The following is a 16,624-nucleotide window of genomic DNA, read 5'->3' as shown; positions in this document are numbered from 1 at the left end:
TGTACGTTTGTAAACAAAAAAAAGATTCGCCGAAGCGAACCTTTTACTGAAATTGAATATTATCATTTTTTGAGAAACATCTGCTTCGCAAGCCATGCACAGCCGATGACTCCTGCATCGTTTCCAAGCTCGGCAATCTTGAACGTCGTTGATCCGAAAACCCGTGGTAAAGCGAAGCGTTCGAACTGTTGACGGAGTGGTGCAAGCAATGTCTCGCCCGCTTTTGACACACCACCACCGATAACGATGATTTCCGGGTTAATACTGTTCGCTAAGTTGGAGATGGCAAGACCGAGATGGAACGTCACTTCTTCTACGACTTCCGTTGCAATCCGGTCTCCTTTCTCATACGCTTCGAATACGTCTTTTGCTGTCACTGCCTTGATGTCGTTGAGTAACGTTTCTTTCCCTTTACGCTTCTCAAGACCAAGACGAGCGATCCCTGTTGCTGACGCGATCGTCTCAAGACATCCTTTGCGACCACATCCACATAGGACGCCACCTTCAGGCAACATCGTGATATGACCGATTTCTCCAGCCATTCCGACTGTACCATGCACGATTTGTCCGTTCGTGATCAGACCACCACCGACGCCCGTACCGAGTGTGACAGCAAGGAGTTCGGTTGCCCCACTACCGGCACCTTTCCACATCTCACCGATTGCCGCTGCGTTCGCATCATTTTCAAGCACAGCCGGTAAACCCGTCAAACGTTCGAATTCACCGATGAGTTCAAAGTTAGTCCAACCGATATTGACTGCTTTCTCAACGACACCTGTATTGAAATCAATGAATCCCGGCGCACCGATGCCCGCTCCGACGAAATCTTCTGGTCGTTTATTGCTCTCTTGACACTTCTCAAAGAAGGATTTTGCGATATCTCCAGGAATTTGTACGCCATCATTCAAAACGACCGTCTCGATTTCCCACTTTTCTACGATGATCCCTTGCAAATCCAAAATTGCCATCTTGACTGTCGTGCCGCCGATATCAATGCCGAGTAACCATTTCATTGCTTCGTCTCCCCTATACTCATATAATGTCTGCTTCCTCATTTTACCGGACATAACCCGTTTGCGCAAAGGGTTGCACAATCTTAAATGTTATCGGATTGTGAACGCTTTAATTCATGTCGTAAGATTAGTTTCGCTGAATCGTACTGACGTTGTTCCAAAACGCCTGCTTCTTGTAATTCATCGAGTTCAAGCATCATCATCGCGATATCGGACGCTCGGTCCCCAAGATAGATGAATGTTCCGTATGTCTTGAGTAACTGCTGTACGTCATACAGTGTCTTCATCAACCATCGGCTCCTTTACATAGGCATGCAACAAATCATATGTCGCTTGTAACGACGTCTCATGTGTACGTTCGTACGAATGACTCGATTCGATTCCCGGACCGAACAATCCGTGCCGGACGTCGTGTCCCGCACTTACTGCCGCTGAGGCATCCGAGCTATAGAATGGATAGATATCAACCTTATATGGAATACTGTTACGTTGTGCTAAACGCGTTAACTGGTGGCGTAAAGCCAAGTCATATGGACCCGAACCATCTTTCGCACAGATCGAGACCGTGAATTCATCGGAGTGTTGACCGTCTCCTAGTGCCCCCATGTCGACCGCGATGTATTCTGCGACTTCTTCCGTGAATCCAGCATTTCCACCGAATCCAACTTCTTCGTAATTTGAAATCAGAATCTGGACCGTGTGTGGCAGCTCGATTGTTTTCCATTCCTTGATCAATTCAAGCAACAAAGCAACGGATGCTTTATCGTCGAGATGGCGCGACTTCACGAATCCCGTTTCCGTGTAGAGGAATCGCGGATCAAATGTTACGATGTCTCCTACTTCAATCCCCGCAACGCGCGTCTCTTCCGCTGTCGTTGAACGGATATCGAGCCGTACTTCGATATTATCAGCGGAGCGTTCCGTCTTATTCGTCTCGCGCGACGTATGAACACTCGAATGGTGGAACACGATTGTACCTGAAATCGTTTGACCGTCCATCTTGTGAATGAGACAGTTCTCACCTTCAATTGCTGTCCAAGCATATCCCCCCAGTTGTGATAAACGAAGTCGTCCTGTTGGTAAAATCTCTTTCACCATCGCTCCTAGTGTGTCGACGTGTGCCGTCAGTAACCGCGTACGCGTTGAAGCACCAGGTAGTGTCGCTAAAATCGCTCCTTTCTCAAGTTTTCGATACGTGATTCCTTCTGATACCAATCGCTTTTCTACATATGTAATCGCTTCTTTTGTCGAACCTGTTGGACTCGGAATCGAGACAAGCTCTTCAATCGTACGTATGACTTCTTTCATTTTCATTCGCTCCCTTTCAATCGGACTACGATGTGACATCCGCTTTGTTCTCATGATAACAAATATTCATTCTTTGCCGATACTGATATCCTACGGATACCATGCAAAAAAGCTGTAGCACTTTTTTGCTACAGCTTCTAATCTACATCCTCTGAAAAACTTAGACGTACTTCTTCATCCAAATATCATCACGATATGTGCCGTCTTCTAATTTTACGGAATCTGGGTCTTCGGCATATACTTCAAAACCGAGCGACTCATAAAGATTTTGTGCGGCTTCGTTTCCTGATAAAACGGCAAGAATGACTTGCTCGACGTCCGGTAATTTTTTCGCTTCCTCGATTAAGGCTTCCATTAAAGCGCGACCAGTACCCCCGCGATATTCAGGTGATACGTATACTCCAGAAATCATCGCTTTATGCGATTCACGTGACAATTCATATGGTTTGACCTGACCAAACCCAAACAACGTATCACCGTCGAACATACCAAGCCAAACCTCATCGGAGTCGGGTTCTCCCTCAAGTCCTTCTTGTACTTCGCGGAGCGGGGTTTGCTGTTCATCATCAAACGAATGACCGAATGCATCTGGATGATTTTTTAATCCCTCAAGGCGTAGATTCCAGTATTGTTCTGCATCCTCTTTAGTTAGTTTTCGAAAAGTATACATGACTGTCGGTTCTCTCCTTTTTGGGTATCATGACGTACAAAAAATGACGTAAAAATGCTTCTATCTCTTACTTAACCCTTTTCTAGTAAAATAAAACCTAGATTTTTCTCTTTTTACTACTGGACGAATAGATGTGATTTTTTATGTATTCGTTCTTTACATCAAAAAAACTCAAGTGTGGACAATATGAAGCAAGTCCGACACTTGAGTTTTTTTACTACTTTATTTCGGTAATACCTTCAGCATGATGCGTACGCTTATCCTTGCAAGACGGGTTCAAGCGTCTGACGCAATACATCAGCAGAATGATGGAATTTCTTCAACTCTTCTTCCGTCAATGAGACTTCAATGATTTCACGCACACCTTGACGATTAATGATGGCGGGAACTCCAATGTGGATACCGGAAATGCCATACTGCCCATCGACATGCGCACCGACCGTTAATAGACAGTTCTCATTTCCGAGGATCGCACGAACGATCCGAACAAGCCCAAGCCCGATCGCATAGTAGGTTGCCCCTTTGCGCTCGATGATATGATAAGCAGCATCTCGGACGTTGATGTAAATTTGATCAAGATCTGCTTGAGAATAACGATCGTCTTCAGCAAGTAGTTCATCAATCGTTTTTCCATAAATACGGCTGTTACTCCAGGCAGCGAATTCCGTATCACCATGTTCTCCAAGAATATAGGCATGGGCATTTCGGGAGTCAATGTGAAAGTATTCTCCAAGCATTTGACGCAGACGTGCTGTATCAAGCACCGTTCCTGATCCAAATACGCGGGATTTCGGAAGACCGGAATATTTCCAGGCAAGATGCGCCATGATATCAACCGGATTAGAAGCCACGACGATGATCCCATCAAAACCAGAATCCATGATTTGACGAATCATTTCTTTCATGATCAACGCATTCTTTGCAACGAGATCGAGTCTTGTCTCACCTGGTTTTTGTGGAGCGCCTGCCGTGATGACGACGACTTCCGCTTCGCGGCAGTCCGCGTAGTCGCCAGCCCATATTCGCATCGGTGAAGAGCTAAATGGTGTTCCATGGTTTAAGTCCATTGCCTCGCCCTCTGCTTTGGCTTTGTTGACATCAATGATGACAAGTTCTTCACAAAGCCCAGCTGTTGACATCTGATAGGCAAAGCTTGAACCGACTGCACCAGCTCCAATGAGGGCTACTCGTGTCACTTTCGCATGTAATTCCATATCGTTATGTCCACCCTTTCATTCATCCTAAGAGTTTGTTAACTATCTCACAAATAAATTGTAACATCTTTCACATTATTTGTATCATGTGAAATTAATCACATTTGTCCGTTTTGTGTCATTGATATCCTAACATAAGGAATTACATACTCATATACTTTCCAGTTACCAGAATCGAACGATGATAAACCCGATTCCACTTGCCAAACCACTCGTTAAGACATTGACAGCATCATTCCCTAAAAATCGAATACCTGAAACATAAGCTGTCGGTTGCCCATGGTGCTTTCGCTTTTCTGTGTATTCCCCACAAACTGTACATCGGTAAACGCGTTGCCCTACTGCTCCAAATAGTGTATCCAGCAGGCTCCCGAGTACACCGATGCTTGTTACGAGTAAGACGTCTCTTAAAGAAAGAGAAAATATCCAATGCGCTGCTATCGCGATGAACGCAGCTCCTGCGATCGTACCGACCGTTCCAATCAGCGACATCGCTCCACTTGTTCCTGCTGGTACCCGTCGTAACGTTTTGAGCGACCATGGATCACGTCTTGAGAGCGGTCCGATTTCGGATGCCCACGTATCAGCATTCGATGCTGCGATGACGAATAGAAACAACAAGAGATACGCAAAATCCATCGTCATGGCATACGCTAAGGCAGCAATGAACGCTAGCCCTCCATTCGCAAGGACCTGCCATCCGTCACGCGCGCCGTCTTTCTCAACGATGGAGTCGACCGATTGTTTTCTGGACCGTCCGACCTTCGATAACAAGCTCGAGCTACCAAAGAAAAGTAAGAGTACTACTAATCCTTGCCAACCGAATCCGAATGAGACACCACTACCGACGAGCAAGGTCATGATCGCACCACTTGTCGTCAATAAACGAAAAGATCGTCCGGTCCAAGCAAGCAATAGACAAAACAAAATGGTCGCGCTTAGCATCGGATGACCTCTAAGTCAGTGACGATCAGATCAACTGGGATATCAAAGGCTTCCACTTCAAAATCTGAAAGAAGTTGTTCAGAAAAGGCAATCGATACTTTACATCCTGCATAGGTCACGAGTGCACGATCGTAATAACCTCCCCCCCATCCTAACCGATAGCCGTCCCGTCGATAGGCACGACCCGGAACAAGGCAAAGCTCTGCTTGAGCAAGTGAAGCGCGACGTGCTGAAGCGGTCGGTTCAGAAATCCCCATCTGATTTGCTTGCAGTTGATCTTCTGGTCCATGTTCATAAAAGATCATCTCGTCTCCGACTACTTTTGGTATCAAGACCGTCTTGCCCTCTTGCCACGCCTGTTCAATCAGCATTCTTGTATCACATTCATTTCGAAAAGCTAATGTGATCGCGACACAAGTCGCTTGTTGCCATTCAGGTAATAATAATACATGTTCGTGAATCAACCGTTCCTTCTCCGCACGGTTCTCCATCATATCGAGTCGTTCTTTGATCAGACGGCGTACTTCTTGTTTATTCATGAATGTCTTCCTTTCCACAAAAAAAGCCATCACACGAAGTGACGGCTTCCATCTCAATTATTTCACTTCACGGTGAAGTGTGTGCTTACGGAGACGTGGGTTGTATTTCTTCAACTCAAGACGCTCTGGGTTGTTACGCTTGTTCTTTTTAGTGATATAAGTACGGTCACCAGTTTCAGTGCAAGCTAATGTGATTTTAACGCGCATGGGATTCCCTCCTATCTAGCTCTCGATGTATCAAGTGATTTTGCTTTACATAAGGTTAAGCATACTCAAGTATCGTACCAAGAAAGGAAAGGAATTGCAACTGTTCATCCGTTCTTTTTCGGATTCGTCACGTGTTGATATGGTTTTTCAAGGTTCTCTTCAAAACGCAGTGGCTTCTTTTCGACGTGATACTCTTGTTCCACCCCGTGACGTGACTCTTCTCGTTCTAGATAAACAACCGCTGATTGGCGCAACGCATCTCCTTCAAGTCGTTTTAAGGCAACGACCAGACCACCTGAACGATCAGGAGAACGCTCACTTTCGACATCGTAGACGTTACTGACGAGTGGCAACTCTTTGATCTTCGCGATAGCTTGGGCAGCTGATGCGGTCTCCATGTTGAAGTTGTGGATGACTGCGAAATCAACGATCTTACTCAAAGCTTGCGCTTGGCGTAAGAAGGCTAAATTTAGTGCCGCCAGTTGGTTATAGGTCTGAACGAGCGGTAGACCTGTCACTTGCACTCCGTAAACGTGAACACCTTCTTCAAATCGATACGCTTCCGGATGTTCCGTGACGACATAGACGTTCTCACCAGCAGCAGCAAGCCGTCGAGCGAGCTCCGAAGCTGGCCGGTCTGACGCATCATATTGTCGGACAAACAATAAGATGGCGTCTGTATTCCAAGATTTTTCACGTTTCACTGCCACGTAGTAATCATGTGCCGTCAAGAAGACATCCGGTTCAATATCTGAATCTTGAAGGAAAGGATATTCGCGATATCGAGCATCCAACCATTCCACCGTCAGCTCCTCAGCATCCAGGCGACGCTCAGTTTCTTCAAAACGTAGGATGTGCTCCCGGAAACGATTCGCAGCATACTGCGCTGTCGTCTGTCCATCAAGGATGAACGGCCAGTCGCTCGAGACAGCGAGGAGGTATTCTCGAATGAGTTGACGCTTCGCTTTGACAGTCAACGCATCTTGATGACGATTTCGAGCCACGATTCCTGCTAGTCTCTTCTCAAGCTGATGGAGATGACGAATCATCCAGTCATTCCGTTCATTGATCCAGACTTCCGCGTAGCCTTTTCGTCCCCACGTTCCCATCGCGACGTGCGCCGTGTCGATGTCTTGGAAGTGACGTTCGAGGAAGATCGCCGGTGAAATCGACTCAATTCCTTGATCTTCTAAACGTTCCATCGCTTTACCGAGGAAGTCGGGACCTTCAAACCACCAGTGACCGAACAATTCGGCATCAAATGGTGCTGTGACAAGGAACGGTGGGAAGTCTTGTCCTTGATGCGCATCTAAATGTTCACCAAGTGCTTGTGCGAAGTCTGCTGCGTGCTCACTTGTCCGTTGCCATGCCCAATCACGAACGTAATAGTCTTTTTGATCCGTTTCTCCTGTTACACGATGCAATTTCAATCCTGTATCATAACGTAAGCCTTCCGGGTGCATGAACTCAGCGATTTGATCCCACTCTCGATCGTACGCAAGGTCACGATAAAACTCGCGGTAATCCGGATGACCCGGGTATCCGATGACAGAGCTCCAAATCTTCCCGGAAATGATTTGATCACGTGGGAACAGTGCCACACCGTGCGGCGAATAGACAGGTGCTCCGATTCCGTGTTTCGGTGACGGATCCGCGTTTAAGATTGAATGTTCGTCAACGAATGTATAACGAATGCCCTCTTCATACAAAATACGATCAAGTCCTGGCGTATACGCACACTCTGGCATCCAAAGACCAGATGGACGGAATCCGTAATGACGTTCGAAACAGTTCAATCCCGTCTGAATTTCAGAACGTGCCGCTTGTTCAGACAACATGTGCGGACTGAATCCGTGCGTCGCCGTACACGTAATCAAATCGAGATAACCTTGCTCCTTGTAATGACGGAATGCGCGGTTCAAATCTTTTTCCCAGTGAAGGAACGTATTCAATAAATCTTGATAGCGGTCTTGATAGAATAGAAGCGCATCTCGTTCCTTTTGAGCAAGCTCTCGCTCTAGTTCCTGGCGAATCAAACGTAACGTATCCTCGATATGCTCGATATACCGCTCTTGAATCAATGGGTCGGCAAGCATCTCGATGACGGGTGGTGAAATGCTGACCGTCCAGCCGAGCGGACGTGACAAGCGATCGACCTCCCACAATAATGGGATGTAGGTTTCTGAAATCGCTTCATACATCCACCGTTCTTCTAGACGATGCGCCTCTTCATGACGGATATATGGTAAATGTGCATGTAAGACGAGTGAAAAATATCCTTTTCGCATAGCTTCTCTTCCTTTCCCTCTCTCTAATTCCATTATCGGACGCGATCGAAATAGGAGTAAGGACGTAATACTTCGATCCATTCCGGTTGTTCGACCTCTCCGTATTGCCAATGATGCACGACTTCCGCGAACCGTCCGTCCGTAACTGGCTCGTCACGTGGCGTTTCGACTGGTTTTGAACGCAGTACTGGAACAAAGTCCCCGTCGATCGTTTGAATGCCCCATTCAATGATGTATGTAGTATTCGGGGCGACTGGTCGAACGAACCAAGCATTCGTCATTTCTGGTAGCTCGAATTGATACGTCCGATTTGCCTGTCCTTGTTCATATTCAACAAGCGTGACATCAATAATGCGTAATTCTTTACGGAACGAATCAAACGTCGTGTGATAGTGCGTCTCTAGCAACTGTTTCGACAGTTCAGACAATTCCCAGTAGACGTATAACGCTGTCGGTGACTGAACGATGGCGTGGAGGATGTCATCCTCGTAATGTGTCGCCATTCCAAACGCGTCACGTTCTAGCGAAGGTACCACTTGCACAGACGGTACGACGTCTAATACAGGTGCAGTCGACTTTTTTGTCTGCTTGACCGTTTTTGATTCTACTTTCGGCGCTACTAAAGGTTGTTCTGTTAACGATTTACGATATTTAGTCCACGCATATTTGATTTTTCCTTCAGTCGTATCCAATTGAGCTGCGATTTGTTTTGTTGTCAGCCCTTGTTCTTTCAATTTAATGATTTGCTCAAGCATTCCCAATCACCTCTCTGTCATTATTCACTTCTTTCCTATTCTACAAACGTGTTTCGAATCCCTTTACAAAAAAAGTAGGCAGAGGAAATTCCTCCTGCCTACTTGATTCATCCGTTTAAATCATAATGTTTTCCTTTTTCGAGATAGATCAGATGCTCCCCGACGTTCGTCAAGTGATCACCCATCCGCTCGATGTAGCGGCAAATGTTCGTGAATTGCATAACTTCATCGACGACAATCGGCTGAAGTGACATGTGACGCATGTACTGGCGAAGTGCCTTATATGTCGTCTCATCAATGACGTTATCGAGATCAGACAAGGCTTTTGCTTTCTCGACATCTCCGTCACGATAGGCGACGATCGCAGTTTCCGTCATATCCAGTAATGTCTCGAATGCTTCTTTCAACAAAGAGATATCGATGACATACGGGAATGTTTCGACACGAAGAACAGCTTTTGAGATATTCCCCGCATAATCTGCAATCCGTTCGAGATCCGACGAAATTTTCATCGCGGTGATGATTCGTCGTAAATCCGTCGCAACGGGTTGTTGCTTCGCGATTAAGAGAATCGCATCATCGTTGATTTCAAGTTCAAGATCATCGAGTTCATTATCGTTTTCGATGACACTACGCGCGATGTCTTGATCATATTTTTCGAGTGCTTCTGCCGTTGTTGCGATCTGTTGCATCGTCTTGCGAGCCAGTAAAAAGACCTTTTGATCGAGTATTGCAAGATTTTCTCCAAAAATCGTACGGTTCGCTGCCATTCGTCTCGTCTCCCCTTCTTATCCGAATCGTCCTGAAATGTAATCTTCCGTCCGTTTGTCACTCGGATTTCCAAAGATCCGGTCTGTTTGATCGAACTCGACGACTTCACCATTCAAGAAGAACGCTGTTTTGTCCGAAACACGTGCAGCCTGTTGCATGTTGTGTGTCACGATGATGATCGAGTAGTCTGATTTCAATTCTTGGACGAGTTCTTCTACTTTTAATGTAGAAATCGGGTCAAGTGCCGATGTCGGCTCATCCATCAAGATGACATCTGGCTCGATTGCAAGGCAACGCGCGATACAAAGACGTTGTTGCTGACCACCAGAAAGACCGTAGGCATTTTCGTTCAAACGATCTTTGACTTCATCCCAGATTGCCGCACGGCGTAAACTGCGTTCGACGATCTCGTCGAGGATCTTTTTGTTTTTAACACCGTGGACACGAGGACCATAAGCGATGTTGTCATAGATTGATTTTGGGAATGGGTTCGGTTGTTGGAAGACCATTCCGACCGATGTCCGTAATTCTTCGACACCGTATTCTTTATCAAAGATATTACGTCCGTGATACTCGATTGCACCATTCGTCCGTACGATCGGAACGAGTTCGACCATTCGATTCAATGTTTTGATGAATGTCGATTTCCCGCAGCCAGACGGTCCAATGATTGCCGTGACTTCATTTTTCTTAATGTCGAGATTGACATCTTTCAGCGCATGATCGTCACCGTACCATAAGTTTAAGTCTTTGACGTTATAGACGCTCTCACGTGCTGCTACTGGTTGGTTCATACGCTCTGTCCCTTCTGTAACGACTGATTTCGTATTCAGCTTCGTATCCATCATCTGTCTTCCTCCTTAAAAGAAATCCCTTCTATCTATCTCGTTCGATTAATAACGTTTTGAGAAACGGTTCCGGATCCAGATCGCAAGTGAGTTCATCGTCAAGAGAATGACCATTAAGACGATGATTCCCGCAGCTGCAAGTCCTTGGAAATCTGCTTGCGGACGACTTGTCCAGTTGTAGATTTGAATCGGCAATGCTGTGAATTCTGAGAAAATACTTTCTGGCGCACGAGCAATGAAAATCGCAGCTCCGACCATGATGAGTGGTGCTGTCTCACCAATTGCTCGAGATACAGCCAAGATGATCCCAGTAATGACACCTGGTAGTGATGCCGGAAGAACGACTTTAAACGTCGTTTGCCATTTTGACGCACCGAGTGCAAGTGATGCATGACGCATTGCTTGTGGAACGGCACGGATCGCCTCTTGAGACGAGACGATGACGACCGGAAGACTCATCAACGCGAGTGTCAAGGCTCCTGCAATCAATGTCGAGCCGAAGCCCATGTTACGTACGAAGAACGTCAAACCAAGTAAACCGAAGACGATCGATGGTACACCTGCAAGGTTTGAGATGTTGACTTCGATGAATGAAGTCATCCGACTCTTCTTCGCATACTCTTCTAGGTAAATCGCTGCCCCGACACCAATGATGAAAATCATCGGGATGATGAGGAGCATCAAGAAGATGGAGCCCATTAACGCCGGATAAATCCCAGCCCGTTCCGAACGGCGTGATGGTGCATTTTGTAGAAACTCAAGTGATAACCATGACGCACCGTCACGGATGACGCCGAACAAGAGAATACCTAAGACGACGAGACCGAAGAACAGTCCAGCAAGGAAAATGACTTTTGTGACGTTGTTGACGATGAGTCGCTGGCTAATGGATTTCTTCACCGCGACCGGATCAATGAATTTTTTTGAGACAGGTTGCTTTTCTGGTAAGGCCATCTTAGTACTCCTCTCTGAAGCGGCGTGTGATCCAGTTCGCAAGTAAGTTCATCACTAACGTGAAGACGAACAAGAGTGTACCAACCGCATAGATACTGTAATATTCGACAGTTCCAAATCCAGCATCACCTAAGGCAACCTGAACGATATACGCTGTCATCGTTTGGACTGGCTCGAGTGGATCGATCGCAGCTGTCGGATTCGAACCACCAGCGATCGTTACGATCATCGTCTCACCGATTGCACGTGACATACCGAGTACGATCGACGCAATGATACCTGATAAGGCAGCTGGAACGACGACTTTCAAAGCGACTTCAAGACGTGTCGAACCGAGGGCAAGTGCACCATCACGAATTTTTTTCGGAACAGAGCTCATCGCATCCTCAGAAATCGAAGCAATCATTGGAATGATCATGATCCCGACGACAATTCCCGGACTGAGCGCATTGTAAATTTGAATACCTGGAATCAATTTTACGAGTACTGGTGTGACGAACGTCAACGCGAAGAATCCGAAGACGATCGTTGGAACACCTGCTAACACTTCAAGAATTGGTTTTAAGATACGGCGTGCGCGGTCTGACGCGTACTCACTTAAATAAATCGCTGATGTGAGACCGATCGGCACGGCAACTAGCATCGCAATCACGGTAATCTCAAGCGTCCCGACGACAAGCGGCCAAATTCCATACTCTGGTTGTGAGTTGAGTGGATACCAGCTCGTACTGCCGAAGAATTCCTTGAACGGAACGACTTCGAAGAAGTGCTCTGTTTCAATGACTAACGTGAGAATGATGCCGATGGTCGTAACGACCGAGACGAACGCACAAAGGAATAACACGATCGGCATGACGCGTTCCATGACGTTTTTCATACTATATTTTTGCTGTCGGTTCTGTTGAATCAGCTCGCGAACCGATTTATTTTGTGTTGAACTCATCCTTCTTCACTCCCTACTCCTTCTTGACATGAGAACGGGACCCAACCGGTACAGACTTCCCCGGTTGGGCCATCCTCATGACTCGATGATTTATTTCATTGCGTCTTCAATTGCTTTTGCGTTTTCATCGTAACGATCTTGCGGCATTTTGATATATCCGACTTCTTCAGCAAGATCACCAGCGTTTTCGTTCGTGAACTGAACGAAGTCAGCGACTTGTTTTTTGTCTTTCATCGATTTGTTATTGATGTACGTGTAGATTTCACGTGATAGTGGATAAGAGAGATCTTTGATCGTTTCTGGTGTTGGATCGACTGCGTCTTTTCCTTCAGCAGAAAGTGGTACTTCCTTCAACTTATCTTTATTCTCAGCGTAGTACGCATAACCGAAGTATCCGATTGCGCCTTTCGTTCCTTCAACACCCTTGACGAGAACGTTATCGTCTTCTGATAATTGAACATCTTTACGCATGTCTTTTTTCTCAAGTACTTCCTCAGAGAAGAAATCGAATGTTCCTGAATCTTTCCCTGGGCTGAAGAATTTCAATGGTTCAGCCGGGTAAGAAGAATCGACATCTTTCCAAGTCTTGATGTTCGGGTCGAGCCAGATTTTCTCGAGTTGCTCCATTGTGAGTTCTTTTACCCATGTATTTTCTTTGCTGACTGCGACAGTCAAACCGTCATATGCGAGTGCCATTTTTGTGAATTCAATGTTGTTCTTTTTCGCTTCAGCTGCTTCTTCTTCTTTAATTTCACGCGATGCGTTTGAAAGATCTGTTTCCCCAACGACGAAGCGTTTGAATCCGCCACCTGTACCAGAGACACCGACTGTGACATCTACGTCAGGTTGTTCCATCGAATATTCTTCACCGACAGCTTCCATGATCGGGAAGACTGTAGAAGAACCGTCGATTGCGATTTTTCCTTTTAAATCAGATGAACTAGCAGAACCGCCTTTATCGTTACCACATGCTGCCCCCACTACTGCGATTGATGCTACCGTTGTGATGAGTGCTGTTTTTTTCATCCAAGACATGATTAATTTTCCTCCTCGAAAGTATGTCGCTGACGATGTCACGACTTTTTATCCGTTTTCCTTACAAGACTTATACTACGGATGAACTATTAAAACGAAATGAATCCAACGTAAAAGAATTGTAAAGGCGTGTTTTTTAGTGTTTACAATTCGAAATCCATTAGAAAAAAAGGTCAATACAAACAAAAAAAACGAGAGTGATTGCTCACTCTCGCTTTATTTCTAGTTAATTTGGCTTAGTTTGCCATGGTACGTCCTTCACATTGAAATACGCTTTGACAAGATCATGACCGATTTTTGAGTTGACGGTTTCTTGTTCCATATAAGGAAGGAACACGGCCCATGCCATCTCTGGATTGTCATACGGTGCCCAACCGACAAGGTTCGAGTTCAATGAACGAACCGGTTGACCACTTCCGTCACGTAAGGCGATTCCATCATCACCATAGACACTGACCTGCGCTGTACCTGTTTTCGCAGCTGCATCAATACCGGTTTGGGCAATGATTTTTGCTGTACCACGCTCTCCCTTAACGACACGATGCAATCCTTCGCGGACATGATCAATGTTATCTTGACTGACCTCAATCCGATTCAGGTAATTCGTCTTGAAGCTATAATCCACTTGTTTTGTTCCTTTTTCAATCGAATTCGACGCGAGAACTTCTTTTAAGAAGTGCGGTTGAACACGATAGCCACCGTTGGCAAGTGTTGAAATATACTGTGCAACTTGTAGCGGTGTAAAGGCATCGTACTGTCCGATGACTCGGTCCATGAGTAGCGTGACACGGTCCGGTGTCCCTTGAACACCTTTTGCTTCGTACGGTAAATCGACACCGGTCGTCACTCCGAGCCCGAACTGACTGTAGTAATTCTGCATGATCGCAGCCGCTGCATCTACACTTGCTCCAGCGATACCATTACTCGGATATTTCGCCATCCGCATCGCAATATTGAACATATAAACGTTTGATGAACGCTCAAGTGCCGTCAAATCCGTGATTGCTCCCATGTTGACGTACGATGCTTTTTTCGTACCACCAATCGTGATCGGAGCATCATTGATGACTTCGTTTTGACGGATAACACCTTCCTCAAGTCCCATCGCAACCGTTGCACCTTTGATCGTCGAACCGATTTGAAGCGACGTCAAGACGTTATTGATTGCGACATCTGAGAACTTGCCGGTTGCTGGATCCAACTTTTGACCAGACATCGCAAGAATCTCACCTGTCTGTGGATTCATGACGACGGCGTAACCTTCTTTTAGATAACGACTACCCATGCCACGCCCCATTTTAATGGCTTGTTGCATGATTTTGTCGACTTGTTTGTTGTACTCTGCATCAACAGTTAAAACGAGATCTTTACCAGACTCGCCTTCCTCGCGTTTTGGATCACCGACCGGCTCTCCGTTAAACGTCTCATACACATCGTATGCGGGTTTCCCACGCAGTAGATCTTCATACTGTTGTTCAAGGAATGATGTTCCGACACGGTCATTCAAGCTGTAACCTTTTGCTTTGAACTCTGCTTGTTGTTCTGCTGGAATCTTCGAGTACTTCCCAAAGATATTCCGAAGTGTTCCTTCATATGGATAAGAACGCTCGTAAAACGGTTCCACCGATACACCTTTTAAATCTTCTAGATTTTCATCGATGATCGCCATCTCTTTTGCAGATGCACCGAGTTTGACGAGCTGCGGATCAAGTGCATAACCAACTTCCATGTTATGTTTGATCGCGATGACTTCCATTGTCTGATCATCATAATCGATATCCTCTTTTGTGATGGCATCTAAACGAATTTTATCTTGCTCCGGAATCGAGAGCTTACTTTGTGCTTCTGTTGAAGGATACTTCTTTTTTACTGCCTCTTGGTATCGACGATCCGATTCTTTTGTATTCGTCGCCACCCAAAAATCCTTGATGTCCCGTTCCGTGACTTTCCAATCTTTTTTCGGTAGATCAATGATTGCCGCAAGACGCTGTGCAATCTCAATGCGTTCATCGACTTTCGTCGTTTGTGCGCGACGGTAGACGATGGAGTATTTAGAAATCGTATCAACCAAAAGACGACCATCCCGGTCATAAATCTTTCCGCGTGGCACTTCATATTTTGATGCGATCATTTCTGTTTTTTGAACTTCCCGCGAAATTTTCTCACCATTGACGATTTGCACGACTCCTAAACGGAAAATCAAAATCGCAAACAATAAAAAAACGACGAAGAACATTAAATTCAGACGAAGCGGCAGATGATTACGCCGTCTTCCTCGTACGGTGATTCGTTTAGCCATGGCGTACTCCCCTATCGTTCAAAAGTCATCTTGTTTCATTATATAGAAGGAAACTTTCCATAACAACCTATCCCATCATTTTCCGCATTAAAAAAAGCGTATCGTTCACAATTGAACGATACGCTCGTTTTCACATTACTTCGCGTCAGCGTAAAGCTTCGCTACGTGATCCCAATCAACGACGTTGAAGAACGCATTGATGTAATCAGGACGGCGGTTTTGGTAGTTGAGATAGTATGCATGTTCCCAAACATCAAGACCGAGGATTGGTGTTTTGCCTTCCATGACTGGTGTATCTTGGTTTGGTGTCGAAACGACTGCCAATTTCCCACCATCAACGATTAACCAAGCCCAACCTGAACCAAAACGAGTTGTTGCTGCTTTCGCGAATGCATCTTTGAATGCATCGAATGATCCGAATGCTTCGTCGATTGCTGCCGCGAGTTCCCCTGTTGGAGCAGCACCATCGTTCTTCTTCAACAGTTTCCAGAAGAATGAGTGGTTCCAGTGACCGCCACCGTTGTTACGGACTGCAGTTTGAATGTTTGCTGGGAGAGCATCCAAGTTTTGAAGAAGTTCTTCAAGTGACTTTCCTTCATGTTCTGTACCCTCAAGCGCCGCATTCACGTTCGTGACATACGTGTTGTGGTGTTTCGTGTGGTGAATCTCCATCGTACGAGCATCGATATGTGGCTCAAGCGCATCATAAGCGTAGCCGAGTTCTGGTAATTCAAATTTTGACATGTTCATGTCCCCCTTTGTACTATTTTCGAAAACTTCAATACCCTTTAAGACTAGCAAAAGAACCTGTGTTGACGCAAGTCAAGACCCTCGG

At 45.8% G+C, this 16,624-nt stretch carries 17 protein-coding genes; all 17 read right to left on the bottom strand.

Annotation, left to right across the window (positions count from 1 at the left end; genetic code table 11):
• Positions 1 to 62: 62 nt before the first annotated feature.
• Positions 63 to 1,013, bottom strand: coding sequence for an ROK family glucokinase (locus U719_RS04480; RefSeq protein WP_023467551.1), 951 nt, complete (start codon positions 1,011 to 1,013; stop codon positions 63 to 65).
• Positions 1,014 to 1,096: 83 nt separating this feature from the next.
• Positions 1,097 to 1,300, bottom strand: a complete 204-nt coding sequence (locus tag U719_RS04475) for a YqgQ family protein (RefSeq protein WP_023467550.1) — start codon at positions 1,298 to 1,300, stop codon at positions 1,097 to 1,099.
• A complete protein-coding gene (locus U719_RS04470; protein WP_023467549.1) occupies positions 1,284 to 2,321 on the bottom strand; it encodes a M42 family metallopeptidase in 1,038 nt (345 codons plus the stop codon). Before U719_RS04470 ends, U719_RS04475 begins: the two co-directional genes overlap by 17 nt.
• A gap of 160 nt (positions 2,322 to 2,481) precedes the next feature.
• On the bottom strand, positions 2,482 to 2,991 hold the full coding sequence (locus tag U719_RS04465) for a GNAT family N-acetyltransferase (RefSeq protein ID WP_023467548.1): 510 nt from the start codon (positions 2,989 to 2,991) through the stop codon (positions 2,482 to 2,484).
• Positions 2,992 to 3,248: 257 nt separating this feature from the next.
• Positions 3,249 to 4,205, bottom strand: a complete 957-nt coding sequence (locus U719_RS04460) for an L-lactate dehydrogenase (protein ID WP_023467547.1) — start codon at positions 4,203 to 4,205, stop codon at positions 3,249 to 3,251.
• Positions 4,206 to 4,370: 165 nt separating this feature from the next.
• Positions 4,371 to 5,150, bottom strand: coding sequence for a DUF92 domain-containing protein (locus U719_RS04455; protein ID WP_023467546.1), 780 nt, complete (start codon positions 5,148 to 5,150; stop codon positions 4,371 to 4,373).
• On the bottom strand, positions 5,144 to 5,689 hold the full coding sequence (locus U719_RS04450; RefSeq protein ID WP_023467545.1) for a 5-formyltetrahydrofolate cyclo-ligase: 546 nt from the start codon (positions 5,687 to 5,689) through the stop codon (positions 5,144 to 5,146). The genes U719_RS04455 and U719_RS04450 overlap by 7 nt, the downstream gene beginning before the upstream one ends.
• A gap of 57 nt (positions 5,690 to 5,746) precedes the next feature.
• Complete coding sequence (rpmG, locus tag U719_RS04445; protein ID WP_012369771.1) at positions 5,747 to 5,896, bottom strand: 50S ribosomal protein L33; 150 nt, start codon at positions 5,894 to 5,896, stop codon at positions 5,747 to 5,749.
• A 104-nt stretch (positions 5,897 to 6,000) separates the two neighbouring features.
• Positions 6,001 to 8,184, bottom strand: a complete 2,184-nt coding sequence (locus tag U719_RS04440) for a 1,4-alpha-glucan branching protein domain-containing protein (protein WP_023467544.1) — start codon at positions 8,182 to 8,184, stop codon at positions 6,001 to 6,003.
• Between the two features lie 32 nt (positions 8,185 to 8,216).
• Positions 8,217 to 8,939 (bottom strand): DUF4912 domain-containing protein, encoded by a 723-nt coding sequence (locus U719_RS04435; RefSeq protein WP_023467543.1) that lies wholly within the window; start codon positions 8,937 to 8,939, stop codon positions 8,217 to 8,219.
• 107 nt (positions 8,940 to 9,046) lie between these two features.
• Entirely contained in the window at positions 9,047 to 9,709 is a 663-nt protein-coding gene (gene phoU, locus U719_RS04430; protein WP_023467542.1) for a phosphate signaling complex protein PhoU, read from the bottom strand.
• A gap of 18 nt (positions 9,710 to 9,727) precedes the next feature.
• A complete protein-coding gene (pstB, locus tag U719_RS04425; protein WP_053454494.1) occupies positions 9,728 to 10,504 on the bottom strand; it encodes a phosphate ABC transporter ATP-binding protein PstB in 777 nt (258 codons plus the stop codon).
• Between the two features lie 99 nt (positions 10,505 to 10,603).
• On the bottom strand, positions 10,604 to 11,512 hold the full coding sequence (gene pstA, locus U719_RS04420; RefSeq protein ID WP_023467540.1) for a phosphate ABC transporter permease PstA: 909 nt from the start codon (positions 11,510 to 11,512) through the stop codon (positions 10,604 to 10,606).
• Position 11,513: 1 nt separating this feature from the next.
• Complete coding sequence (pstC, locus tag U719_RS04415; RefSeq protein WP_023467539.1) at positions 11,514 to 12,455, bottom strand: phosphate ABC transporter permease subunit PstC; 942 nt, start codon at positions 12,453 to 12,455, stop codon at positions 11,514 to 11,516.
• Between the two features lie 90 nt (positions 12,456 to 12,545).
• Complete coding sequence (locus U719_RS04410; RefSeq protein ID WP_023467538.1) at positions 12,546 to 13,490, bottom strand: PstS family phosphate ABC transporter substrate-binding protein; 945 nt, start codon at positions 13,488 to 13,490, stop codon at positions 12,546 to 12,548.
• A 226-nt stretch (positions 13,491 to 13,716) separates the two neighbouring features.
• Entirely contained in the window at positions 13,717 to 15,789 is a 2,073-nt protein-coding gene (locus U719_RS04405; RefSeq protein ID WP_023467537.1) for a penicillin-binding protein 2, read from the bottom strand.
• A gap of 135 nt (positions 15,790 to 15,924) precedes the next feature.
• On the bottom strand, positions 15,925 to 16,533 hold the full coding sequence (locus U719_RS04400) for a superoxide dismutase (RefSeq protein WP_016404085.1): 609 nt from the start codon (positions 16,531 to 16,533) through the stop codon (positions 15,925 to 15,927).
• Positions 16,534 to 16,624 lie beyond the last annotated feature (91 nt).

The sequence above is a fragment of the Exiguobacterium sp. MH3 genome (assembly GCF_000496635.1).
Taxonomy (GTDB): Bacteria; Bacillota; Bacilli; order Exiguobacteriales; family Exiguobacteriaceae; genus Exiguobacterium_A; species Exiguobacterium_A indicum.
The sequence above is the reverse complement of the archived record's forward strand: the minus strand, read 5'-3'. Positions and strand labels throughout refer to the sequence as shown.